Annotated in this window: 26 protein-coding genes; 8 read left to right on the plus strand and 18 right to left on the minus strand. The window is 47.1% G+C overall.

Features of this window, described 5'->3' with window-relative positions:
• Positions 1–2: 2 nt before the first annotated feature.
• Positions 3–1112 carry a multidrug transporter subunit MdtE gene (gene mdtE / locus ACJHWK_RS18510; RefSeq protein WP_306304917.1) on the minus strand — a complete coding sequence of 370 codons (1110 nt, stop codon included), beginning with the start codon at positions 1110–1112 and terminating at the stop codon, positions 3–5.
• 107 nt (positions 1113–1219) lie between these two features.
• Between mdtE and ACJHWK_RS18515 the strand changes: the two genes are divergently transcribed.
• Complete coding sequence (locus tag ACJHWK_RS18515) at positions 1220–1498, plus strand: hypothetical protein (RefSeq protein WP_001205324.1); 279 nt, start codon at positions 1220–1222, stop codon at positions 1496–1498.
• On the opposite strand, the gene gadE is transcribed toward ACJHWK_RS18515, so the two are convergent.
• Positions 1499–2026, minus strand: a complete 528-nt coding sequence (gadE, locus tag ACJHWK_RS18520) for an acid resistance transcriptional activator GadE (protein WP_000576690.1) — start codon at positions 2024–2026, stop codon at positions 1499–1501. It lies immediately after the preceding gene.
• Between the two features lie 798 nt (positions 2027–2824).
• A complete protein-coding gene (gene hdeD / locus ACJHWK_RS18525) occupies positions 2825–3397 on the minus strand; it encodes an acid-resistance protein HdeD (protein WP_000965681.1) in 573 nt (190 codons plus the stop codon).
• A gap of 254 nt (positions 3398–3651) precedes the next feature.
• On the opposite strand from hdeD, the gene hdeA reads away from it, so the two are divergent.
• The 3 genes from hdeA to ACJHWK_RS18540 all read left to right on the plus strand — a co-directional run bounded on the left by hdeA (position 3652) and on the right by ACJHWK_RS18540 (position 5137).
• On the plus strand, positions 3652–3984 hold the full coding sequence (gene hdeA / locus ACJHWK_RS18530; RefSeq protein WP_000756550.1) for an acid-activated periplasmic chaperone HdeA: 333 nt from the start codon (positions 3652–3654) through the stop codon (positions 3982–3984).
• A gap of 115 nt (positions 3985–4099) precedes the next feature.
• A complete protein-coding gene (gene hdeB, locus ACJHWK_RS18535; RefSeq protein ID WP_001298717.1) occupies positions 4100–4426 on the plus strand; it encodes an acid-activated periplasmic chaperone HdeB in 327 nt (108 codons plus the stop codon).
• Positions 4427–4489: 63 nt separating this feature from the next.
• Positions 4490–5137 carry an MgtC/SapB family protein gene (locus ACJHWK_RS18540; protein WP_001296814.1) on the plus strand — a complete coding sequence of 216 codons (648 nt, stop codon included), beginning with the start codon at positions 4490–4492 and terminating at the stop codon, positions 5135–5137.
• Positions 5138–5188: 51 nt separating this feature from the next.
• Here ACJHWK_RS18540 and ACJHWK_RS18545 read toward each other — a convergent pair whose 3' ends face one another.
• From ACJHWK_RS18545 to shuT, 6 genes are read right to left on the minus strand one after another with little or no spacing between them, the layout of a single operon-like run.
• The gene (locus ACJHWK_RS18545; RefSeq protein ID WP_001521540.1) at positions 5189–5959 is read right to left on the minus strand and encodes a heme ABC transporter ATP-binding protein; all 771 of its coding nucleotides are present in this window, start codon (positions 5957–5959) and stop codon (positions 5189–5191) included.
• Positions 5956–6948 carry a heme ABC transporter permease ShuU/ChuU gene (gene shuU, locus ACJHWK_RS18550; protein WP_000910402.1) on the minus strand — a complete coding sequence of 331 codons (993 nt, stop codon included), beginning with the start codon at positions 6946–6948 and terminating at the stop codon, positions 5956–5958. Before shuU ends, ACJHWK_RS18545 begins: the two co-directional genes overlap by 4 nt.
• A gap of 48 nt (positions 6949–6996) precedes the next feature.
• Positions 6997–7620, minus strand: coding sequence for an anaerobilin reductase (gene chuY / locus ACJHWK_RS18555; protein ID WP_001521539.1), 624 nt, complete (start codon positions 7618–7620; stop codon positions 6997–6999).
• A complete protein-coding gene (hutX, locus tag ACJHWK_RS18560) occupies positions 7620–8114 on the minus strand; it encodes a heme utilization cystosolic carrier protein HutX (RefSeq protein ID WP_001521538.1) in 495 nt (164 codons plus the stop codon). The genes chuY and hutX overlap by 1 nt, the downstream gene beginning before the upstream one ends.
• Positions 8115–8126: 12 nt before the next feature.
• Positions 8127–9464, minus strand: a complete 1338-nt coding sequence (gene hutW, locus ACJHWK_RS18565; protein WP_021517335.1) for a heme anaerobic degradation radical SAM methyltransferase ChuW/HutW — start codon at positions 9462–9464, stop codon at positions 8127–8129.
• A 19-nt stretch (positions 9465–9483) separates the two neighbouring features.
• The gene (gene shuT / locus ACJHWK_RS18570; RefSeq protein WP_001521536.1) at positions 9484–10398 is read right to left on the minus strand and encodes a heme ABC transporter substrate-binding protein ShuT; all 915 of its coding nucleotides are present in this window, start codon (positions 10396–10398) and stop codon (positions 9484–9486) included.
• A gap of 683 nt (positions 10399–11081) precedes the next feature.
• Here shuT and chuA point away from each other — a divergent pair.
• Positions 11082–13064, plus strand: coding sequence for a TonB-dependent heme/hemoglobin receptor ChuA/ShuA (chuA, locus tag ACJHWK_RS18575; protein ID WP_001521535.1), 1983 nt, complete (start codon positions 11082–11084; stop codon positions 13062–13064).
• A 48-nt stretch (positions 13065–13112) separates the two neighbouring features.
• Positions 13113–14141: a hematinate-forming heme oxygenase ChuS gene (gene chuS, locus ACJHWK_RS18580; protein ID WP_001521531.1), complete on the plus strand. Its 1029-nt coding sequence runs from the start codon at positions 13113–13115 to the stop codon at positions 14139–14141.
• A 60-nt stretch (positions 14142–14201) separates the two neighbouring features.
• On the opposite strand, the gene ACJHWK_RS18585 is transcribed toward chuS, so the two are convergent.
• From ACJHWK_RS18585 to ACJHWK_RS18600, 4 genes are all read right to left on the minus strand, one after another.
• Complete coding sequence (locus tag ACJHWK_RS18585; RefSeq protein WP_000478615.1) at positions 14202–14732, minus strand: helix-turn-helix transcriptional regulator; 531 nt, start codon at positions 14730–14732, stop codon at positions 14202–14204.
• 152 nt (positions 14733–14884) lie between these two features.
• Positions 14885–15451 carry an outer membrane lipoprotein Slp gene (slp, locus tag ACJHWK_RS18590; protein WP_001057453.1) on the minus strand — a complete coding sequence of 189 codons (567 nt, stop codon included), beginning with the start codon at positions 15449–15451 and terminating at the stop codon, positions 14885–14887.
• A 244-nt stretch (positions 15452–15695) separates the two neighbouring features.
• Positions 15696–16919: a hypothetical protein gene (locus tag ACJHWK_RS18595; RefSeq protein WP_001521529.1), complete on the minus strand. Its 1224-nt coding sequence runs from the start codon at positions 16917–16919 to the stop codon at positions 15696–15698.
• Positions 16920–17499: 580 nt separating this feature from the next.
• Positions 17500–18501, minus strand: coding sequence for a permease (locus tag ACJHWK_RS18600; RefSeq protein WP_001521528.1), 1002 nt, complete (start codon positions 18499–18501; stop codon positions 17500–17502).
• A 107-nt stretch (positions 18502–18608) separates the two neighbouring features.
• On the opposite strand from ACJHWK_RS18600, the gene ACJHWK_RS18605 reads away from it, so the two are divergent.
• Positions 18609–18905 (plus strand): ArsR/SmtB family transcription factor, encoded by a 297-nt coding sequence (locus ACJHWK_RS18605; protein ID WP_001175589.1) that lies wholly within the window; start codon positions 18609–18611, stop codon positions 18903–18905.
• A gap of 122 nt (positions 18906–19027) precedes the next feature.
• Here the strand turns inward: ACJHWK_RS18605 and arsC are convergent, their stop codons facing one another.
• Genes arsC through arsR form a run of 3 tightly spaced genes read right to left on the minus strand, consistent with a single transcriptional unit; the run spans position 19028 to position 21163 of the window.
• Positions 19028–19453, minus strand: coding sequence for a glutaredoxin-dependent arsenate reductase (gene arsC / locus ACJHWK_RS18610; RefSeq protein WP_000065800.1), 426 nt, complete (start codon positions 19451–19453; stop codon positions 19028–19030).
• Between the two features lie 12 nt (positions 19454–19465).
• A complete protein-coding gene (gene arsB, locus ACJHWK_RS18615) occupies positions 19466–20755 on the minus strand; it encodes an arsenite/antimonite:H(+) antiporter ArsB (protein ID WP_001328189.1) in 1290 nt (429 codons plus the stop codon).
• 54 nt (positions 20756–20809) lie between these two features.
• Positions 20810–21163, minus strand: a complete 354-nt coding sequence (gene arsR / locus ACJHWK_RS18620; RefSeq protein ID WP_000008965.1) for an As(III)-sensing metalloregulatory transcriptional repressor ArsR — start codon at positions 21161–21163, stop codon at positions 20810–20812.
• A 742-nt stretch (positions 21164–21905) separates the two neighbouring features.
• Between arsR and dinQ the strand changes: the two genes are divergently transcribed.
• Positions 21906–21989, plus strand: a complete 84-nt coding sequence (gene dinQ, locus ACJHWK_RS18625; protein WP_001295215.1) for a damage-inducible type I toxin DinQ — start codon at positions 21906–21908, stop codon at positions 21987–21989.
• 53 nt (positions 21990–22042) lie between these two features.
• Here the strand turns inward: dinQ and gorA are convergent, their stop codons facing one another.
• On the minus strand, positions 22043–23395 hold the full coding sequence (gene gorA / locus ACJHWK_RS18630; RefSeq protein ID WP_000160811.1) for a glutathione-disulfide reductase: 1353 nt from the start codon (positions 23393–23395) through the stop codon (positions 22043–22045).
• 71 nt (positions 23396–23466) lie between these two features.
• Entirely contained in the window at positions 23467–24309 is an 843-nt protein-coding gene (rlmJ, locus tag ACJHWK_RS18635) for a 23S rRNA (adenine(2030)-N(6))-methyltransferase (protein WP_001296497.1), read from the minus strand.
• Between the last annotated feature and the right edge of the window lie 152 nt (positions 24310–24461).

Raw genomic sequence — 24461 nt, forward strand, 5'->3', positions numbered from 1 at the left:
CGTTATTGTTTCGATTCGGTGCTGACGTTTTCCTGGCTGGAGGAAATTGCTCGTGCTTTGATACCCGGACGAATGCGTTGCAAACCGGAAACGATCACCCGATCGCCAGCCTGCAAGCCAGAGGTGACAACCCACTGGTCGCCGATGGCTTTGCTGGCTTCAATTTCGCGTAGCTGCACGACATCGTCTTTATCCAGAATGAGCGCCGCTGCTTTACCCTGGGCGTTGTGGGTGACGCCTTCCTGCGGCACCAGTAATACATTCTGGCGGCTACCTTCATCCACTAATGCCGTGACATACATGCCAGGCAGCAAGTCACCATTTGGGTTGGGGAAAATCGCCCGTAACGTCACGGAGTCCGTGGTTTCATCCACCGTCGGGTCGGAGAATTTCAGCGTGCCGGTCTGGCTGTAACGTTTACCATTTTCCAGATTGAGCTGTACTGGCGTACTGCCCTGAACCTGTTTGATTTGCCCACTGGCGACCTCTTCTTTCATGCGCAAGAAATCCTGCACCGACTGCGTGAGATCGACATAAATCGGGTCCAGACGTTGTACGGTAACCAGCGAATCTGCCTGATTAGCGGTAACGAGTGCGCCGACGGTCACCGACGATTTCCCGCTGACGCCCGTAATCGGCGAGGTGACATTCGCGTATTGCAGGTTGATAGTCGCCTGTTCAACAGCCGCTTTGGCGACGGTGACATTGGCTTCTGCTTCATTCAACTGGGTGCGCGCGGTGTCGTAATCCTGACGGCTAACGTAGTTGGTCTTCAGCAACGATGCCTGGCGGTTAAAGGTGATGCGGGCATTGCTGGCGGTAGAGAGCGCTTTCGCCAGCGTGCCTTTGGCGGAGTTCAGCTCGGCCTGTAAAGGTGCAGGATCAATCTGATACAGCGAATCGCCCTGGTTCACTTTATCGCCTTCGATAAAGTTGCGTTTAATGATAATACCGCCCACCTGGGGACGTATCTCGGCAACTTCATAAGGAACGGTTCTACCGGGTAATTCGCTCAACACATTGACCGAACCGGGGGAGAGCGTGACGACACCGACCTCAGGCGTCATGGCGGCGGCGTTTTCCGCCGATTTGTCATCGCAGGCGGTGAGCATCGCGCCGCAGAATAACAACGGTATTAACAGCTTTCTTCTTCTGTTCATTTTAGTCCCTGAAAATTCTTGAGAAATAACGGTTCTTTAAATTGCGCGCGAGGAGAGATATGAGGGATTTACAGACCAGCGGCATAGTGGGGTTGTCAGCCAGTAAGGTGGGATACAGGCATAGTGATCGACATGGTGAGGTCAACGACAAAAAAAATGTTGCCGTTCTGCCAACAGTTCCTGCCAGCATTCGGGCAACGAAGGGTTCTACTGGTGGATACATATACCAGGGGAATAAAGTCGTTTTCGCCTCTCCTTTAGTAATCACCGGGGGTAATGAAATCAGCATCTGCATCCCTCGTCATGCCAGCCATCAATTTCAGTTGCTTATGTCCTGACTAAAAATAAGATGTGATACCCAGGGTGACGATGTCGCTCATACGTCTTAGTTTCAGCTTGTACATAATGTTGAATTTCTGAATCTTTAATGTTTGTTGCGAAATATTGAGCGTCGACGTGATATTGCTTTCATTTTTATTTTTCAGAATCAGTTGCATAATTTTGAACTGATTATGTGAAAAACATAATTGTGAATTCTTATGGGGCAAGTGTTTACCATAAGTAATCTCAAGAAGATTTTTGATACTTTCTTTGCGGCTAACAAAATAAATAGGCGCTTTAGCTTTTAGTTTACTGATGTGATAAGGTGCCAAAACAATAATTCTCTCGGCATCTAATTTCTCCAGAAATTTAATCGCTTCTTCATCAAGGATATGATTGTGATAGGTATCAATGATAACCTTGAAGGGTTTATTGCCTACTTTTTTGATCTCTGACAGGGAATTGATTTTTATCATTTCGTGATTATCTTTCAACTGCCAAAAGCCCTGTAAAAGAAAAGAATCTTTCGTCATGAGAAAAATCATAACTTGCTCCTTAGCCGTTATCGTTTCGAACATGTCATCCTTTTCATTATTTACATCCTTGTCCGAATCGTTGTTCAATATAGTAAACGCCTATAAGAACTTTGCCCTTCGTGAACTAATACGTCTATTAACACTAATCAATACTTCAGATTTATCCATCACGCACTCCATATATTGATCCTAAGTAAGATTCCTGGTTGTTATCAATTTGTAAATGGTAAACAAAAAGTTAACGTTTGCGGATTACTGCCCAAGAATAAGTTATCAATAACCAGTTTGTGATCTCTGAAGAATATTACTAAAGTTAAAATGTAATCCGATTTAAATATCGAGTCTCCTTGTTTCGACTTAAGCTGGCAATTGGATTGCCAGCTTTCTTTTAACGCATTGAAATTACCTGAGTAAATAACGCATTCATGTCTTCAGGTTTTTATATAGCGTCTGGAGACACGGATATTTATGCAATGTAATCAACGCCTGTTGCAAAAAAATGAACCCGGATTACTTATTTAACCGCCCATAGCATCAACGCTTACGGAACTCTTTGTTCACTTTCCCACAGCACTTTTAAAACATTAAACCTGACTACGGAAAATATCAGCCATGATAATGTTTGAAATGGCTAATTTGCCATGGAATGAAAAAAATTAGATGAAATTCAGTAGGTTGAAATAATCATCAGCAGGTAATTATTTCAATGATAGTGCGCAATTGATCTACAACGCTGTGTAGCGGAGAGAGTATTAATCGGATCATAGTCACATCAAGTGACTATGATCCGGGTGACAACAGGAATAATTATTGCTGCTTAACGAACAAACTGGCGAAGCTGAACAGGCTGGCGGCGCTAAATATCAGTTCAATACCCACCAGTGTGGAAACCAAAGTTACAGACACCATCGGCGTTGCACCAAGGAATATCCATGCAATGACGATATCCAGCACACCAATAACGAGCTGTAGCCAGCTGCCTTTCATTGAACGCTGACGATACCAACTCATCAGGCGAATAACCCCTGCAACACAGAACAAACCGGCAATAAATGCCGCAATGGCAAAAATGCCCAGCTCCGGTGCGCGGATGAAGAAATAGCCGATCAATAAATAGGCGACTGCGACGAGGAAACCGGATAATACCGGCCAGAAATTATGACTGCGGTTGCTGAATAACCCGACAATAAGCGCAACGCCCGAGCAGATTAATAATGCACCCACTACCGTGCTTAAAATATCGCCAGAGACGAACGGGAAACTGATACACAGCAACCCGACGATAAACAGCAACACGGCAATAAACTGGATTGCTCTGCGATGCTTTTTCAGCATCTCCAGATCAAACTTCAAAATTGTTGCCTTATCTATATATAACATAGAACCACCCTATAAAATTAAGAAGAAAATCCCCTGCTATCAATCTATGCCAAAAACGCGTCTAAGAATGCAGTCGATTTAATAAAAATTTCCTAATTACAGTATCTGATGCATCTGTAACTCATTGTATTGAAATAAAAATATCTGATTTTGATATTTTCCATCAACATGACATATACAGAAAACCAGGTTATAACCTCAGTGTCGAAATTGATTCGTGACGGCTCTTTCACTTTATAGTTGAGGATATTACGATGAAAAAAGTATTAGGCGTTATTCTTGGTGGTCTGCTTCTTCTGCCAGTTGTGAGCAATGCAGCGGATGCGCAAAAAGCAGCTGATAACAAAAAACCGGTCAACTCCTGGACCTGTGAAGATTTCCTGGCTGTGGACGAATCCTTCCAGCCAACTGCAGTTGGTTTTGCTGAAGCGCTGAACAACAAAGATAAACCAGAAGATGCGGTTTTAGATGTTCAGGGTATTGCAACCGTAACCCCAGCTATCGTTCAGGCTTGTACTCAGGATAAACAAGCCAACTTTAAAGATAAAGTTAAAGGCGAATGGGACAAAATTAAGAAAGATATGTAATTCCGGGAATGCGTTACATCGTACTTCCTTGCATATTGAACAGGCCGGAATATCTTCTTTAAAAGCAGCTATTCCTCCTGTTCATATATAATCTCTATATTGAATGGGTTACAAAATGAATATTTCATCTCTCCGTAAAGCGTTTATTTTTATGGGCGCTGTAGCGGCTTTGTCACTGGTGAACGCACAATCTGCGCTGGCAGCCAATGAATCCGCTAAAGATATGACCTGCCAGGAATTTATTGATCTGAATCCAAAAGCAATGACACCGGTTGCATGGTGGATGCTGCATGAAGAGACAGTATATAAAGGTGGCGATACCGTTACTTTAAATGAAACCGATCTCACTCAAATTCCTAAAGTGATCGAATACTGCAAGAAAAACCCGCAGAAAAATTTGTATACCTTCAAAAATCAAGCATCTAATGACTTGCCGAATTAATGAGGTACAAGTAAAAAGGAGTAGCAAGTTGAGCCATCTTGCTGCTCCTTTTTGCATTTTTATATGACAGCAGAATTTATTATACGTCTTATACTCGCAGCAATTGCCTGTGGCGCTATTGGCATGGAAAGGCAAATGCGCGGCAAAGGAGCAGGGTTACGCACACATGTATTAATTGGCATGGGAAGCGCCCTGTTTATGATTGTTTCGAAATATGGTTTTGCTGACGTGCTGTCTTTAGATCACGTCGGACTGGACCCCAGCCGTATTGCTGCTCAGGTGGTGACGGGCGTCGGGTTTATCGGCGCAGGTAACATTCTCGTTCGTAACCAAAATATTGTAGGTCTGACGACGGCAGCGGATATCTGGGTGACCGCCGCTATAGGTATGGTTATTGGCAGTGGTATGTACGAACTGGGCATTTATGGTTCAGTGATGACCTTGCTGGTGCTGGAAGTCTTCCATCAATTAACCTTCCGCCTGATGAACAAAAATTACCATTTACAGCTGACATTAGTGAACGGTAATACGGTATCAATGCTCGACTGGTTTAAGCAGCAAAAAATAAAAACTGATTTAGTTTCGTTGCAGGAAAATGAAGATCATGAAGTGGTCGCCATTGATATCCAGCTTCATGCCACAACGTCGATAGAAGACCTGTTGCGATTATTAAAAGGTATGGCAGGGGTGAAAGGCGTTTCAATTAGCTAATCTTTATAGTTATTTATTCACAGGAGTACCAGAGCGGTACTCCTGTTGGTTTTAATGATCGAGGACGATCAGGGGGGAATGGCTGGCAGGATCTTTAAGTACGGTAATATCCGCGCCGTAAAGCATGGTCAGCGCCTGCTGTGTCAATACGTCCTGTGGTTTACCATTTGCGATAACCTTTCCTTTTTGCATTAATACAACACGGTCTGCATAACGCGCGGCAAGATTTAGATCGTGCAATACGCAGCAAACATTGAACTGCCGTTCGTGAACTAGCTGGCGTAATAAACGAAACAAGTGCTGCTGATGGTGAATATCCAGCGCCGAAGTTGGTTCATCAAGAAATAACCATTTCGGTGAGGGAGTAGGTTCCCAGAGTTGCACCAGCAGGCGCGCTAATTGCACGCGCTGTTGTTCACCACCGGATAATTGCCGATAGTCGCGGTTTGCTAACGCCTGACAGTCACATAACGCCATTATTTGTGCTGTTTCATTATCCTGATTACCAGTGCGATGCGGATGCCGCCCCATCTGGATAACTTCTTGTACGCTGAATGGAAACGCCATGTGGCTATTTTGACGCATCACGGCCCGGTGTTTCGCCAGTTCAGTAATCGACCATTCATTTAATGGCTTATTAAACAACCGACATTCGCCGCTATCAGGTTGAAGATAGCCGGTTAACTGGCGAAGCAGCGTAGATTTTCCCGCACCATTAGGGCCGAGAATGGCAACGATTTCCCCACCGGGAAAAGTCAGCGAGACATTATCAGTCAGACGCCGCCCCTGAAGGCTATAAACCAGATTCTGGGCGCTGATCATGTGATCCTCCGGTTGCGCAGAATCAACCACATAAAATAAGGGCCACCAAGCAGGCTGGTTAATAATCCCACGGGCATTTCTGCTGGCTGTACCAGCGTGCGGGCAAGCGTGTCTGCCATCAGCAATAAACAGGCTCCGGCGAGGGCGGAGCAAGGGATTAGCCAGCGGTGATTTGCCCCGGTAGTCATACGAATCAGATGCGGGATCACCAGGCCAATAAAGCCGATAATGCCGCTTACCGATACGGCGGCACCAACGAGCAGTGAGCTCACTAACAGTAATTGCTGGCGTTTACGCTTAACGTTCACGCCGAGGTAGTGGGCTTCTTCATCACCGAGCTGCAGTAAATTCAGCGTTCCGGCGAGACAAGTTGTTGCGATAATGGCCGGTAGGATGAATGAACTGGCAACCAATAACGTCGGCCATTGCGCCTGTCCAAGATTGCCCATCATCCACAATGTGAGTTGTCGTAGCTGCTGCTCATCGCCGATATAGCTCAGGATGCCGATCGCTGCGCCGCACAGGGCATTGATGGCGATACCGGCGAGTAATAATTGCATCATGCTGCCATCGCGATGGCGCTGCGTGATGAGAAAAATGATGGTGCAGACCACTAAACTTCCGGCAATGGCAAACACCATTTGCTCATAGAGCACCAGCACCACTGGGAAGGAGAACGGTAGCACAATAGCAACGCCAACCATTAATGCAGAACCGCTACTGACGCCAAGTAATCCTGGGTCAGCCATTGGGTTGCGAAAAAGCCCCTGCATAATTACCCCTGCGGTTGCCAACGCTGCACCTACCAGCACCGCCAGCAAAACCCGTGGTAGACGAATATTGAGCCAGATATCGCGGTATTCCTCATCAAAAAGAGCATCAAAACTGATCTTTAACGCTCCCTGACTGGCACCGAACAGCACCAGAGCGAGCAATAATAGTGATAGCCCCATAAAGACCCTGGCGGAAGAGAGTGAATCCTTGAGCACGCAAAACTCCGTTACGACATTACGGCGCGGAGATTCCGCGCCGGGGGATCACGCCGGTTTCAGGTCCGGTTCAATCAGACTGTAGACCTGCTGGTTAAGTGCTGGCGCATTTGCCAGTTCATGGATATGTGCGGCGACATCGGCACGGTTAACAAAACCATGACACTCCTGATTTTGTATCCGTTGTGCTTTGCCCGTTGCCGCCCCATCAAGCAGACCGCCAGGGCGGAGAATGGCGTAATCAAGCTGGCTGGTTTGCAACCAGCTTTCCGCCAGCGTTTTTTCCCGTACCGCCTGACCAAACGCAGCCTTTGCTCGCTCCGATAAAAACGGCCAGCTATCGCCGCATCCCAAAGAGGTCACCAGAATCATGCGACTAATGCCGGCCTTTTCGGCCTCATCAATCACTGTTCTGTGCGCCAGATAATCCTGAGCTCCGCCCATTGTTGAGATGATAAGCGCATCCGGGCCAGCTGCGCGGCAAGCATCCGCGACTACGCTGGCATCACAGGCGTCGCCTGTAAAAAACTGTACGCCTTGTTGCGCCAGTTTCGTGGCGGCATCGGCATGACGAACGACAGCAACGACCGGACGTTGCTCTGCCAGCGCCAGTTCAAGCGTTCTGGCACCCACACCTTTTCCGCCTGCGCCAAAGAGTAGCCACGGTGTCATCAGGCGTGTTCCTTTAACGATGCTGCCAGAGCATGGAAGGCGCTGACTTGTTCGCTCAGGAGCTGACGATGGTCATCCCTGCCGAGGAAGATTTTCAGCATGGCGCTGCCTTTCTTATTGAAAAAGAGAATAGAGGCGGTGTCCATGCCCATAAATTTACGTTCGATCAAGGCAATATGCGTGCAGTTTTCTGCTTTGATATGCCCGGACATGCCGTGCTTTCCGCGTAGGTTGAAATAGCCGTGGCGGTGGAAACCCGAAGGCAGTTCGCCGCTAAATTCGAGGATAACATCGGCAGTATGTACTAACGTGGTGACGTTGCCCCATTCGCAGACGGTATCCCAGACAGTATCGAATTTATCGCCTGACACTATGGTTGAGGAGGGCAGGTTTTTCACTACTTCCAGCAGTGTGGTGTTGTATTGTTCGGCTACCACCTCCAGCGTACCGTCCGGCTCCGTTTTCAAAAATTCTTGTAACGAGACATGGCTCATAAATCACTCCTGTTATGGTTTTTCACGCACAATCGCTGGCGCATTAAGTACCTGAATTAGTTCATTAAGAGACTGCAAAATATTGCTTGCCCAGAAACGACCTTCATTAGTCAGCCGCAGGCAAGTTGACGCATCGCGGCTTAAGCCTTTTTGGTGCCATTGAGCCAGTAACGGCGCGAGTTTTTCGGCATGTGGCGTAAGTTCATCCAGCGGTACACGCGCTGTTTCAACACCTGACTGCAAGGTATGACGCCATTGCGCATCACGTTCGGCGTTACGCATGATCATCATCAGCGGTTTTTTGCCTGCCGCGACGGATTCATGCCAGGTCTGAAGATTGCGTTCGTTCATCCAGGAGTAACCATTAATCGAACCGCCGGCTCCGGAACCAAAGGCCAGACAATCGGCACCTTGTTTTATCAGCAGGTTATAGAGATTGCGTTCGCGTGTGGTACGGCCCCAGTGGCTGTTACTGATGCAGCGCCAACCGTCATCGTCCATAAAATCACACCCTTGCAGATAAAGATCGCGACGTTCTGCCGGAGAGGGCACGGTAGTGCGCCCATTTTCCACGGCTTTGCCCAGCGGTGTATTGGGCAGGACATTGAGCGCATAGAGATCGACGCCGTCGAGACCGATATCGCGAGCAATAGCCAGATCTTCTCCCCAGGTTTGCGCATCCTGACCCGGCAGGCCAAACAGCAGATCACAGACCACCGCAGCACGGTCGCGTTTGACCAGGCTTTCCATAAACGCAATGGCGGTTGGGCCATCCGAGGTGCGGGCCATTTTCTTACGGATTTTGCTGTTAAACGACTGAATACCAATTGAGAAGCGGTTTGCTCCTGCATCAAGGCAAGCATCGATTCGCTCAGCGTCAAAATTCAGTACCCGGCCTTCGATAGTGATTTCACAATCAGGGGCCAGTGGCAGCTTTTCTCGTAATGTGGTGATGATTCTGGCCAAATCGTGTGCCGAAAGCGCGGAAGGCGTACCGCCACCGAAATAGACCGCGTGGATGGGGGCAGAATGATGCAATACGCTGTCCGCTTCCATTTCTATTTCACGAATCAGGGCGTCGGTATAATGAGCACACGCATCTTCATTAAAACGGTTCTGATAAAAACCACAAAACGTGCAGTGTGTCGCACAAAAAGGAATGTGTAGATAAACCAGTCGCTTACGTGGTGATACCGTTTGATTGATCATCTCTTGCCAGGTCTGTGCCAGTTGCTCTTTGGCAACCGGAATGGCTCCACGAAACGGCATCATGGCGCGCCTGTCTTTAAATGGCTGATCACCGTCTAAAGCAAAATGTGGCGTGAGATCCAGGGTGTTATTTGCGTTCATTCGTCTGATTTAAATCCATTTATTGCGGCCAAAGCTGCTGGTGTAAAGACTCAACGACATCAGCAATACGCGGACCCATTCCCAGAATCAGGTTTTGATCAACGGTGATAATGCGCTGGTTTTTCCATGCGGCAGTGTGGGTAATTCCGGCAATAGAACGTAGCCGATTAATATCGCCATCGACCATTTGTGAGGTTACGACAATCACTTCTGGATTGGCCGCAATCAGTGATTCTGCACTGTAGCTTTTGTACTGCTGGTGGGTTGCGACGTTTTCTGCTCCGGCAAGCGAAAGAATGGCGTCCGCGACGCTGCCTTTACCGGCAACCTGTGGCGCACTTCCGCCTGCGGAGAGAATAAACATGGCTTTAACCGGGGCTTTTTTGGCCGCCACGTTTTGCTGTACTCGCTCCAGGCGTTGGTTGATCTGTGTCACCAGCGCCTCGCCTTGTTCAGGAACCTGTAGCGTTTTTGCCAGTTGGCGAATGTTGGCGTACATCTGCTCAAGGGTGGCAGGCACACGCGGCAGGGTAACGACGTTGACTTTCTGCGCTCGTAGTTGGTCGAGCACAATTTGTGGCCCGGCATCCTGCCAGGTAATTACGCTATCCGGGCGAAGTGACAAAATGCCTTCGCTGTTGAGTTGTTTCCAGTAGCCAATATGCGGCAGTTTGGCGGTTTCTGGTGGATAAGATGTCGTTTCATCGACACCAACCACGCGTTCGCCAGCGCCCATCGCGTAGATTAGCTCCGTCAGCGATCCTCCTGCGACCACGATACGTTCGGCAGCCGTTACGCTAAAAGCCCAGCTAAGAGCCAGTACTGCCGTAAACATTTTTTTTCGTTTTACCGCGGTCTTCGCGGCAGAGGCCACGGCTGAAATACATAACGTTAGTGGGGAAAAAAGAAACGGCCTGGTGATGATCCTTGGCATAATATGAGAACTCTTATCAAATTGAGAATGATCATTATTATCATTTGAGTTATATATGAAATACAACCGTCGATTCAATACGCAAGGCGTTACAAGCGTATTTATTTTTGATTTTTATCAAGATGCTTCGTCAGCTAACGTTCTTGTTACCGACTAAATTTCAGCGCGGGAAAAAGCTGAGAACCCACAGATATCGAGGCTTGCAGAGCAAAGCGAAGAGAAAATTATCACTGCTAACGACAAAGTTTAGTAATGAGGTCATGGGGGAATAACCATAAAAACAAAGTGGTTTACAGGGCGCAGGATAAGTTTCATAACCACCTGTTTATTGTGTTAATGGCGGTTAAAAAAAAGCTTGATCATAAAAAATTGATCGATAATAATTCTCATTATCACGTTCGCGCTTAACAAAACACGACCATATGGATAACAAAACCATAGCATTTGCAAGGGATAACGCACAGCGCTCTTCACTCCTGATGGGGCATATCGTTTTGCCTGACAAAGAGGGCGTGCTTTTGCGTATTTGCCGAGATACCAGGCAATTTCATGGGATATAAACGCCTGTAAACTCACCCGGCGAATATTATCGCTCTGAATTTTAAATAAATTTATTTTTCGCCAGCCACCCCGGTATTAACCCAGGCAGCCAGCATTTTTTATTTTCCTCATGGAGAATCGCTATGTCACGTCCGCAATTTACCTCGTTGCGTTTGAGTTTGTTGGCTTTGGCTGTTTCTGCCACCTTGCCAACGTTTGCTTTTGCTACTGAAACCATGACCGTTACGGCAACGGGGAATGCCCGTAGTTCCTTCGAAGCGCCTATGATGGTCAGCGTCATCGACACTTCCGCTCCTGAAAATCAAACGGCTACTTCAGCCACTGATTTGCTGCGTCATGTTCCTGGAATTACTCTTGATGGTACCGGACGAACCAACGGTCAGGATGTAAATATGCGTGGCTATGATCATCGCGGCGTGCTGGTTCTTGTCGATGGTGTTCGCCAGGGAACGGATACCGGACACCTGAATGGCACTTTTCTCGATCCGGCGCTGATCAAGCGTGTTGAGATTGTTCGCGGACCTTCAGCATTACTGTATGGCAGTGGTGCGCTGGGTGGAGTGATCTCCTACGATACGGTCGATGCAAAAGATTTATTGCAGGAAGGACAAAGCAGTGGTTTTCGTGTCTTTGGTACTGGCGGCACGGGGGACCATAGCCTGGGATTAGGCGCGAGCGCGTTTGGGCGAACTGAAAATCTGGATGGTATTGTGGCCTGGTCCAGTCGCGGTCGGGGTGATTTACGCCAGAGCAATGGTGAAACCGCGCCGAATGACGAGTCCATTAATAACATGCTGGCGAAAGGGACCTGGCAAATTGATTCAGCCCAGTCTCTGAGCGGTTTAGTGCGTTACTACAACAACGACGCGCGTGAACCAAAAAATCCGCAGACTGTTGAGGCTTCTGATAGCAGCAACCCGATGGTTGATCGTTCAACAATTCAACGCGATGCGCAGCTTTCTTATAAACTCGCCCCGCAGGGCAACGACTGGTTAAATGCAGATGCAAAAATTTACTGGTCGGAAGTCCGTATTAATGCGCAAAACACGGGGAGTTCCGGCGAGTATCGTGAACAGATAACAAAAGGAGCCAGGCTGGAGAACCGTTCCACTCTCTTTGCCGACAGTTTCGCTTCTCACTTACTGACATATGGCGGTGAGTATTATCGTCAGGAACAACATCCGGGCGGCGCGACGACGGGCTTCCCGCAAGCAAAAATCGATTTTAGCTCCGGCTGGCTACAGGATGAGATCACCTTACGCGATCTGCCGATTACCCTGCTTGGCGGAACCCGCTATGACAGTTATCGCGGTAGCAGTGACGGTTACAAAGATGTTGATGCCGACAAATGGTCATCTCGTGCGGGGATGACTATCAATCCGACTAACTGGCTGATGTTATTTGGCTCATATGCCCAGGCATTCCGCGCCCCGACGATGGGCGAAATGTATAACGATTCTAAGCACTTCTCGATTGGTCGCTTCTATACCAACTATTGGGTGCCAAACCCGAACTTACGTCCGGAAACTAACGAAACTCAGGAGTACGGTTTTGGGCTGCGTTTTGATGACCTGATGTTGTCCAATGATACCCTGGAATTTAAAGCCAGCTACTTTGATACCAAAGCGAAGGATTACATCTCCACGACCGTCGATTTCGCGGCGGCGACAACTATGTCGTATAACGTCCCGAACGCCAAAATCTGGGGCTGGGATGTAATGACGAAATATACCACTGATCTGTTTAGCCTTGATGTGGCCTATAACCGTACCCGCGGCAAAGACACCGATACTGGGGAATATATCTCCAGCATTAACCCGGATACCGTTACCAGTACCCTGAATATTCCGATCGCTCACAGTGGCTTCTCTGTTGGGTGGGTTGGTACGTTTGCCGATCGCTCAACACATATCAGCAGCAGTTACAGCAAACAACCAGGCTATGGCGTGAATGATTTCTACGTCAGTTATCAAGGACAACAGGCGCTCAAAGGTATGACCACTACTTTGGTGTTGGGTAACGCTTTCGACAAAGAGTACTGGTCGCCACAAGGCATCCCACAGGATGGTCGTAATGGAAAAATTTTCGTGAGTTATCAATGGTAATCATCTGCCCCGATATTTCGGGGCATTTATCTGGAAGGAAGAGAGACAATGAACCACTACACACGCTGGCTTGAGTTAAAAGAACAAAATCCCGGAAAGTACGCGCGTGACATCGCAGGTTTAATGAATATTAGCGAAGCAGAACTGGCATTTGCACGCGTCACGCACGATGCGTGGCGGATGCGCGGCGATATCCGTGAAATTCTGGCGGCGCTCGAAAGTGTTGGCGAGACCAAATGTATTTGCCGTAATGAATATGCAGTCCATGAGCAAGTTGGTGCGTTCACAAACCAGCATTTGAACGGACATGCCGGATTGATCCTCAATCCACGCGCGCTGGATTTGCGTCTGTTTCTCAATCAATGGGCCAGTGTTTTTCACATTAAAGAAAATACGACTCGTGGCGAACGCCAGAGTATTCAGTTCTTTGATCATCAGGGCGATGCATTACTAAAAGTTTATGCCACCGACAATACCGATATGGCGGCATGGAGTGAGCTTCTGGCACGGTTTATCACCGATGAGAATACGCCGCTTGAGTTAAAAGCCGTTGATGCGCCAGTCGTTCAAATGCGAGCCGATGCCAGTGTGGTCGAGCAAGAGTGGCGGGCGATGACCGACGTTCATCAGTTTTTTACGTTGCTCAAGCGCCACAACCTGACGCGCCAACAGGCGTTCAATCTGGTGGCAGACGATTTGGCCTGCAAAGTATCCAACAGTGCGTTGGCGCAAATTCTTGAATCTGCACAGCAGGATGGCAATGAAATCATGGTGTTTGTTGGCAACCGTGGCTGCGTACAGATTTTCACTGGCGTGGTAGAAAAAGTGGTGCCAATGAAAGGTTGGCTGAATATTTTTAACCCGACGTTTACTCTTCATCTATTAGAAGAGAGCATTGCTGAAACCTGGGTAACCCGTAAACCTGCTAGTGACGGTTATGTGACCAGTCTGGAATTGTTTGCCCATGATGGTACGCAGATAGCGCAACTTTATGGTCAACGTACAGAAGGCGAACAGGAGCAAGCGCAATGGCGTAAGCAAATTGCTTCGCTGATACCGGAAGGCGTTACTGCATAACGTATAATTAAAGGGAGGTCTGGCTATTTATTGCTGGGCCTCTTTATATTAATCAATCGATCACACCAGATAATCAATATGCTGATGGCGTACCAACTCATTGATCCGCTTAAGATTGAGGATCATCATGATATTGTGTTTATGGCAGTAGAACGTTTTTAGCGATATTTTCAGTTTCTCCAGAATATCTTCCGTTGTCATTTGATTCGCAATGCAGCTCAGAACCTGATGCTGCTTGCGCGAAAGGGACACATCCGCTTCAGGCACAGAGCAGTAACTGCCATTGATGAGTGCGACAAAGTCGATGATGGTGATAGTTCGCGGAACAAAGGTCACCGGTACTTTCCCCAGGCAGCGTTTAATATTAAAGGGAGAGAAAATAATCACATGGACAGGTTTTAATCGTTCAATCTGAGTGAGCAAATTAGAATGAAATACATTATTCATTAATGTATCAATAATGACGAAGGCATGCTGATGCAACATTACGTCGATCTCTTCTTCGTTCTGTATATGAACGACATTACCTTTACTCAGAATGTTTTTCATCGCAGTGAAGAACATCGTATCCCTGGTAATTATAAGAAACATAACCGACTCCTGGTGCGGACATTAACTTTATAATCAGTTTGCCAAAGGTAATTAACAGGACAGGGCTTATAATAATAGTTAGCTGGCTGTGTATTAATTTGATGTAATGCATGATGCAGATGCTGAGAAAGCATCTGCATCTTTCGGTGGTGTTATTTGACCAGCTCAGGTGTTACCTGACTCACCGCGTTGGTGTAGTAAGGCGCACCCCAGCCCGGTTCCGGCCAGAATGCACCATAGCCGTAATCCCACAGGTTATAGGTGGTATTAACCACTTCTCTCAAATGCCACACCTGGATGCCCTGCATATTCACTTCGAGGAAGTTATACGGGACTTTATTGATAAAGCCAGGTTGTTCACCCTGAATGGTACCGAGGATGGTAACAAAGTGATTACGATAGTTCACTGGATCAAGGAAGCCGCTTTGTCTGGCGAGCAGTCGGCCCTGATAGTTGGCTTCAATATCAGGCTTCGCATAGCTATCCAACGGTAATACAGCGATTTCTAACAACGTATCCGTTTTGCCATTGATAACGTTGATAACCTTCCCACCAAAGCGCGCTTGTTGACCAACATATAACCCCGGCTGGTTATGAACAGCAACAAAACTTTTTTGAATATCAGGTTGGTTATTGCCTTTGATATTTTGCGGAATTGAACTACATGCGGCAAGCAAAAATGAAAGGCTGAGGATGAGTGCACCTTTTGTCATGTTCATGTTACTATCCTTATCAACAAATATTAAAACCATAATAGATATTTCTTTATAGTTTTCATCTGATTCTGAGGCGATATGCCTGATAGTAACGTAAACCTGTCTGATGTTTATATCCCTTCTGTTTAGTTTAATTCTGTTAATTTTGGGGCGTGACATGAGTATCCATCGCCCCATAAAATAGCCTTTTTTTAAAGGTACATAAAATCTATTTTTATTCAATGATTATAAAGTGCTAATGTTCATATTATGGGATTATATTCTGGTAATGATTTGATAAGCGAATTCTTTTGCCAGTTGGTGTTTCTATTTCCACCCCATAATTTATAGTTTTTTCATCAGGTAGCGATCTCTTTAAATAAGGTGCGCATGACATTTTTTTTGGGTTAAGCGTCTCGCGTTGAAATACTTCGAATTGATATTCAGACATTTCTGCCCATGTTTGAATTTTATTGTATCGGGAGAGTGTCGTAAAGGCTTTAACTTGCTTATAACATTGTTTTTTGAATTCTTGCTGATATTTTAATATGTCATTGTATGAAATATTGGTTATCCTGGCCTCTAAGAATTTAATTATTGTCGAAGCAATTTCCGCTTTTGCTCGTAAAAAGTTGTCATTAATGGTTAATAATGTTGAAAATAAACCTTCGATTTGTTTGTCAAGATATTGTTCGTCTTTATATAATTTTGGGGCAGGGTGTTCTTTATGTGAAAAAATAGTGTCACCTAAATTTGCGTCAGTGAAATTTATATTAAGTAGATCTTCGAAATAAAACCTTGACAAGGTTAGAACGAACCCGGACAGGTTCTGTCCTGTCATATTGAAATCAATAAAGTTGGTTCCGGCAAAGACTTTCATCCTGTTTTTATTTTCACTGTGCTCAATATATAACTTCGTCATTTTTTGATACAGGTTTTGAATATCTTTTATATTAGTCGGTAAGTCAGCTCGTTGTTCAGCAATAAAATTAGTATCTGAAAACATGGTTTGGACACTGAATCTTACTGGTATTCCCTCTTCTACGCTAATTTTAGTTATGATTGCCTTGTCGGGTTTAGGATTAGCGACAACAATGATTCGACATTCAGCACTTTTGTTTTTTTCGTATCTAATGTTATTAATCTGATTAAGTATTGATTGTGTCTGTTGCGTAAGTGGTGTCGAACTTATCGTTTCAATGTTAGTAATAAGACTTACAAGTTGAGTCACAACTTTTGAGTATTCTGCATTTGTATATGTAGTGTTCGTGTGGCACGCATTAATTTGTTGAAGTTGGTGTTGCGCTAAATCATATTGATCAGAGGTATATCCTTCTCCAGAGAATGTGGAATTAATGGGTTGTTGTTCTTCCAAATTATCGCAAGGCCACTTCGGTGTGTCTGGCGTTTTAGCATTATCGGTATTTGTTGTGCAGTTATAAATATCGCCGTGATATGTATTTATTATACCTGGGGTAAAGTCAATTGACATAAAATTCCTTATTCATCATTTGTTTTATGCTAAGATGTTTAAATTGGATAATTAGAACAGGAATGGATTTTCTTCTACACACAATAAATGTAATGCGTTATCTCTTCCTGATATAATTACCTTTGATTTCCCTTTTATCTCCACCCGGTAATATTTGTGTATAAAAAAAGGGCAGTGATAGTATCGTAAAGGAAAACGTTAACAACTATCAAAAAGCGCTCATTTTAAAAAGTTATGATGTTCACCGATAGTGTGTGAAGTGATATTTTTGTGATGTTTTAGATGTGTAATAATGAACCAGGTTAAAGTGTATTTAAAAATGTGTTGTATTGGCGACTGAAATCTGCCCTTTAAAAGGGGGGATAGCACTGAAACAAAGAGACATTGCTTCTCCGATAAAATGTCAGAGAAGCATGATTGCGTGGTGATTGTCGATTGATGACTTACTGACGGATCCGTCATCATTCTCAAAGCATTAGTTAAGTTATTTGTGATTTTTAAAGATTATCCTATCTATGATTTTCTACTCAGAAGGATAAGGCACTCACAATGCTCCTTATAGTTTACTGCTGGCATCTATTTAAAATAGCATTTGAGTCAAATAGCCCATCAAGATAGCCATACCTAATATAACCGTCAGGAATGCAACTATCATCGGTATTCTGAACATTGATTTAAGTAATATCACTTCCGTCAGGCTTGCGCCGGCACTGCCGATGATTAATGCCATTAATGCTCCCAGAGCCATTCCTTTTGTCATCAGAACAGATGCCAGAGGGATAACCGCCTCTGCCCGGATATATAGCGGAATACCGACAACGGCGCTCAATGGGATGGCGAAGGGATTATCTGCCCCTGCATGAGCGGCAATCCACTCTGAGGGAATAAAGCCATAAATAAAAGAGCCTATTAATACCCCTAACAAAAGATATGGCAGTACATCTTTAAACTGTTGCAACGCATCTTTGGTGGCTAGTTTTATGGGATTAATACTTACCACAGCTTTGGTACTGCAACAGTTTACTACAGGTTTCTCAATGGCTTTAGCCGCTGGACTACAGCAACTCACTTTTATTGGCGTATATGTCGTCCCCGGCGAAGTTTTGGCTGGAGCACAACAATTTGCTGATGAGCTTTTACTGGCAATAATATGACGTTCAAATCCCAGAGAATCCAGGATAATACTGGCAAGTACGGAGACGCCGGCGGCGATAATCGCGTACAACAAGGTCACTTTCCAGCCAAAGGTCACCCACATTAGTCCGACGATAATGGGATTAAGTAGCGGTGAAACAAATAAAAAAGTAAGGGTTGGACCAAACCCGGCTTTCGCTGACAACAATCCACGTAACATGGGTATTGTCGAGCAACTACAGAACGGGGTAACGGCTCCCAACAGAGCAGCCAGGAGATAACCTCTCCCTTTTCTGGCCCCCATCATCTGCTGGATTTTATGGTCTGGCACCTTTTGTCTTATCAGGCTCACACCGGCACTAATCACTATAAACAGCAAAGAAAGCTCAACGGCGAGAAACACAAACATCTCTGCGGCATCTTGCAGCATCGCAAGCCAACTACTCATACGTAACCTCATTGAATAAATCTATATTTCCAGAATAATCGAAATGAAATTCAGATCAAGATATTTCTGGTATTATCGAAATATCAACCAGACAAAGGGGGTGTCATATGCAGTTGGAAGAAGTTGCTAAAGCGCTGAAAGAGCTAGGTCACCCGACCCGTTTGTTCATATTCAAACACCTGGTCAAAGCGGGGGAACAAGGTTTGCCGGTCGGTGAGTTGCAAAAGCAGCTTGGGATACCCGGCTCTACACTCAGTCACCATATTTCAGCACTGGTATCGGTAGGGCTGGTCAAACAAAACCGTGAGAGTCGAACGCTGATGTGTGTTTCGCAATACGCAATGCTGGAAGCGATAATTGAATTCTTACGCGAGGAGTGCTGCGTAAATAGCAAAATTGCCTGATGCGCTACGCGCTACAGATTTCATGCCATGCACGGTTTTGTAGGTCGGATAAGACGCGTTAGCGTCGCATCCGACATAAACAAAGCGCACTTTACCAACTATGGGCAGTGGATATCGCCGCTTTATTTCAAGCGTTTACCCGCTTCATCAACCACTTTCTCGCCATCTTCCTTGGTGAACGCGCCTTGTTGCGCATCTGGCAGAATTTCCAGCACCACTTCTGAAGGGCGACACAGGCGAGTTCCCAGCGGCGTCACCACAATCGGGCGATTAATCAGAATCGGGTGCTGAAGCATAAAGTCGATTAACCGATCGTCAGTAAATTTATCTTCTGCAAGGCCCAGTTCCTCATACGGCTCGACGTTTTTACGCAGCAGCGCGCGTACGGAAATCCCCATATCGGCAATGAGTTTGACCAGTTCATCACGCGTCGGTGGGGTTTCCAGATAATAGACGATGGTCGGTTCTGTACCGCTGTTGCGGATCATCTCCAGCGTATTACGCGACGTACCGCAGGCCGGGTTGTGATAAATGGTAATGTTGCTCATATCAATATCTCATTACAAAGTGAAAGAGAGACGTAGCGCCAGCGCAGCCAGCGTCACAAAAAGCACCGGCAGGGTCATGATAATCCCTGTACGGAAGTAATATCCCCAGCTGATAGTCATATTCTTCTGCGAAAGAACGTGCAGCCAGAGTAGCGTAGCCAGGCTACCAATTGGGGTAATTTTCGGCCCCAAATCGCAGCCAATCACGTTGGCATAAACCATCGCTTCTTTGATAACGCCAGATGCCGTGCTGCCATCAATGGACAACGCGCCAACCAGTACCGTCGGCATATTGTTCATAATAGAAGAGAGGAAGGCGGTGAGGAATCCGGTGCCGAGCGTCGCGGCCCACAGGCCGTTTTCCGCCAGCACGTTGAGTACGCCAGAAAGATATTCCGTTAGTCCGGCATTGCGCAGGCCATAAACCACCAGATACATGCCGAGCGAGAAGATGACAATCTGCCAGGGCGCACCGCGTAGCACCTTACCCGTATTAATTGCATGACCGCGTTTAGCGACGGCAAATAATATCAGCGCGCCCACTGCCGCAATGGCGCTGACCGGAATGCCGAGCGGTTCCAGAACGAAAAATCCCACCAGCAGAAGCAGTAAAACAACCCAGCCAGTTTTGAACGTAGCAGGATCTTTAATCGCTTCTGCGGGAGATTTCAGCAGCGCCATGTCGTAGTTCTGCGGAATATCTTTGCGGAAATAGAGATGCAACATCACCAGCGTGGCAACAATCGCGGCGATATCCACCGGCACCATCACCGAGGCATATTCGCGAAAGCCGAGGCCAAAGAAATCTGCGGAAACGATATTCACCAGGTTGGAGACAATAAGCGGCAGGCTGGCGGTATCGGCAATGAACCCGGCCGCCATCACGAACGCAAGCGTCGTGCCTTTACTGAACCCTAAAGCCAGCAGCATGGCGATGACAATCGGTGTCAAAATAAGCGCCGCGCCATCATTGGCAAACAGAGCTGCAACGGCAGCACCGAGCAGGACAATCCAGGTAAACAGCAAGCGACCGCGTCCATTGCCCCAGCGTGAGACGTGCAGCGCTGCCCATTCAAAAAAGCCGGACTCATCCAGCAGCAGGCTGATGATAATAACGGCAATAAACGCAGCCGTCGCGTTCCAGACGATATTCCACACCACCGGAATATCACCCGGATGTACCACGCCCGTAACTAACGCCAGTACTGCGCCGAGTGTTGCACTCCAGCCGATGCCTAAACCTTTCGGCTGCCAGATAACCAATACGATGGTCAGGACAAAGATAGCGCCTGCCAGTAACATAATGCCTCCCGGAAAAAACACATGTGCAAATCCATATGTGTTTAGATAAATTTTTTAACTACAAATGTTCTTACTGTCTTCGGAACAATTTTGTCGAGCCAGGTTGCGGACAATCACCTGAACCTTTTCCTGTTCGCATCGCCAGGCCTGCTCAATAATTTTCGCGGCCCATGATGGAATATGCGGTGATAAGCGGTAATGAACCCACTTACCCTGCTTGCGATCCAGCAATAGCCCACTTTCACGCAGCAATGCCAGGTGGCGGGATATCTTGGGCTGCGACTGATCGAGGGCAGTACAGAGATCGCAGACGCATAATTCTCCCAGCTCGCTGAGCAGTAAAACGATGCCCAGACGGGTTTCATCAGCAAGAATTTTGAACAGTTGGATGGGTAACAGAAATGACATATTGCGCTCCTGATTGTTGCAGGTAGTGTCTCTCTTCGAAGCGGATAAGTCAAAAACATATATGGTTTAACGAATGTGTATGTGCAGAGGAAGGTAATAGGTGTGAATTTTGAGTTGGCTATTCATTTGAAAGGAGGTCTGAATCAGGACGTAAAAAAACCGACTTTGCGTCGGTTTTTTACTTTCCAGCCCTGAGTTGGTGGCTCTGGCTGGAGTGAGAGAGCTCTTATCTAACAGTTCAATACTATTAGCCAGTGGCTAACATTGCAAGAATTAGCGATTTCTTCAGCTGGAGAAGGGACAGTTTGCTATACATGTTGGTGAAAGAGGATTTATATACTTTCATCGGGTCGCTGCCGTACCAAGCCTTGTCCGAATCCGGACGTAAAAAAACCGACTTCGCGTCGGTTTTTTACTTTCCAGCCCTGAGTTGGTGGCTCTGGTTGGAGTGAGAATGCCATCATCTAACGCATCAATGCTAATACCATACTGAAACTATTGCAAGGACGTGCTGGTTTTATAACCTGCATGTACTGTATGATTATCCAGTTAGCTCTGAGGCATTTTCACTCTGGTAATGCGCATAAACGCTTTCAAAGTCCTGGTCAGAAGTACGGGTGGTGCCGTTAACTGATGCTCTGGCCGGAGTGAGAGAGTTCTTATCTAACAATGAGACATGCGCCGTGACAGGCAGTGGATGAGTAAGCGGATGCATTCTCACTCCATAGCATGGAGAAAACGGGTGATTGATAAAGCAATCATCGTTCTTGGGGCGTTAATTGCGCTGCTGGAACTGATCCGCTTCCTGCTTCAGCTTCTGAACTGATAGCGGAAACGTAGCTAAGGGCAAAGAGCACACCACTCTTTGCCCTTTAACATTTAACGCATGGTCACGAACTCTTCTGCCGCCGTCGGGTGAATGGCGACGGTATTGTCGAAGTCTTTTTTGGTCGCCCCCATCTTCAGCGCCACCGCGAAGCCCTGCAACATTTCATCCATACCAAAACCAATGCCGTGAATTCCGACAATCTTCTCTTCCGGTCCAACGCATACCAGTTTCATGCGGCACGGCTGGCGGTGAGTGGTGACGGCGGTATACATCGCGGTGAAAGAGGATTTATACACTTTCACCTGATCGTCGCCGTACTGCTCGCGCGCCTGCGGTTCCGTTAAACCAACAGTCCCAATCGGCGGATGGCTGAAGACCACGGTCGGAATGTTGCTGTAATCGAGATGCTCATCCGGCTTGTTATTAAACAGGCGTTCAGAGAGACGGCGACCCGCTGCAACTGCTACCGGTGTCAGTTCCACTGCACCCGTGTTATCGCCCACCGCGTAAATACCTTCAACGTTGGTATTTTGATATTTATCGACGACGATATAGCCTTTTTCGTTAGTTTTAACGCCAGCGGCTTCCAGGTTGATGTTGTCATTGGCAGGCTCGCGACCAATCGCCCAAATCAGGCAATCCACCGTTTCACTGCGCCCATCTTCCAGCTCCAGCGTCAGGCTACCATCAGCATTTTTCACTACTGCTTTCGGGATGGCGTTGGTGTGCAACTGCGGGCCTTCGGCGTTCATCACTTCGACCAGCGTTTCAGAGATCATCGGGTCGAAGCTGCGCAGCGGCGCATGTTTACGCACAAACAGATGCGTTTTCGCGCCGAGGCCGTTAATCACGCCCGCCAGCTCAACGGCGATGTAACCCGCGCCAACAACCGCCACGCGCTCTGGCAAAGCAGGAAGGGCGAAGAAGCCATCAGAATCAATACCGTATTCCACGCCTGGAATATCCGGGTGGCTCGGACGACCGCCGGTGGCGATCAGAATATGATCGGCCGTGATGGTTTCGCCGTTTACCTCCAGCGTTTTGGCATCAACGAAGCGGGCAAAGCCTTTGATTACATCAACGTTATTTTTACCGAGCACGTTTTCATAGGAAGTATGAATACGGTCGATATAGGCGGTACGGCTGGCGATCAACGTTTCCCAGTTGAATTTATTTATAGTGGTATCGAAACCATAATCCGGACCGTACATGTGGATCGCTTCACGGATTTGCGCCGCGTGCCACATCACTTTCTTCGGTACGCAGCCGACGTTCACGCAGGTGCCGCCCAGTTCTTTGGCTTCAATCAGCGCGCATTTCTGACCGTACATAGCCGCGCGGTTGATGGAGGCGATACCGCCGCTGCCGCCGCCGATGGCGATGTAATCATAGTGTTTAGTCATGACAGAGTGTCCTTATCGTTGATTACCGCGATTGTAGCGCGAGACGTAATAGGTGCCAGCAATGGCTGCAATTACTCCGGCACGATCCAGCTTACGGTGGCGTGCCCGGTGCCTGCCGGAACCAGTTTGCTGTGCAGCCACGGCAGCACGTTATTCATCTGCTGTTCCAGCTTCCACGGCGGGTTAATCACAATCATGCCGGAAGCGGTCATGCCACGGCGATCGCTGTCTGGCAGTACCGCCAGTTCAATTTGCAGAATTTTGCGAATGCCGGTCGCTTCCAGGTCGTGGATCATGCGCTTAATTTGCTGGCGCAACACCACTGGATACCACAGTGCGTAAGTGCCAGTGGCGAAACGTTTATAGCCTTCTGCTATCCCGCTGACCACCGCCTGATAGTCGGTTTTCATTTCATACGGCGGGTCGATAAGGATTAAACCACGGCGGGAAACCGGCGGCAGTTTGGCCTTAAGCTGCTGGAAACCATCGGCTTTTTCGACGCGCGCACGATTGTCTTTCTGAAATTCAGAACGTAGCAACGGGTAATCGCTCGGGTGCAGTTCGGTCAGTTGCAGGCTGTCCTGTTCACGCAGTAACTGACGAGCAATCAACGGCGAACCGGGGTAGTAACGCAACTGACCGCTACGGTTGAAGTGTTTTACCACATTGATGTACGCCTCCAGCTCTGCAGGCAAATCGTCCTGCTGCCAGATACGGGCGATACCTTCGAGATATTCGCCGGTACGCTCGGCATGTTCGCTGCCTAACTGATAACGCCCGGCCCCTGCGTGGGTATCGAGATAGAGAAACGGTTTATCTTTCTCTTTCAGCGACTCGATGATCAGGCTCTGAACGGTATGTTTAAGGACGTCGGCGTGGTTGCCAGCGTGAAAGCTGTGGCGATAACTGAGCATGGGTAAAGGTGTTCCGGTAAGTAAAAATCGGCCCGTATTCGGGGCGCACAAAAGCCTATCAGGACAGTATACCGAAAAGAGGCCGCCGCCGCGAAAGCGTAACGTTTCTCATTGAAATTCACTACACTTAACCCCATGCTACAAACATTATG

The organism is Escherichia sp. WS547 (assembly GCF_046486065.1).
GTDB classification, from domain to species: domain Bacteria; phylum Pseudomonadota; class Gammaproteobacteria; order Enterobacterales; family Enterobacteriaceae; genus Escherichia; species Escherichia coli.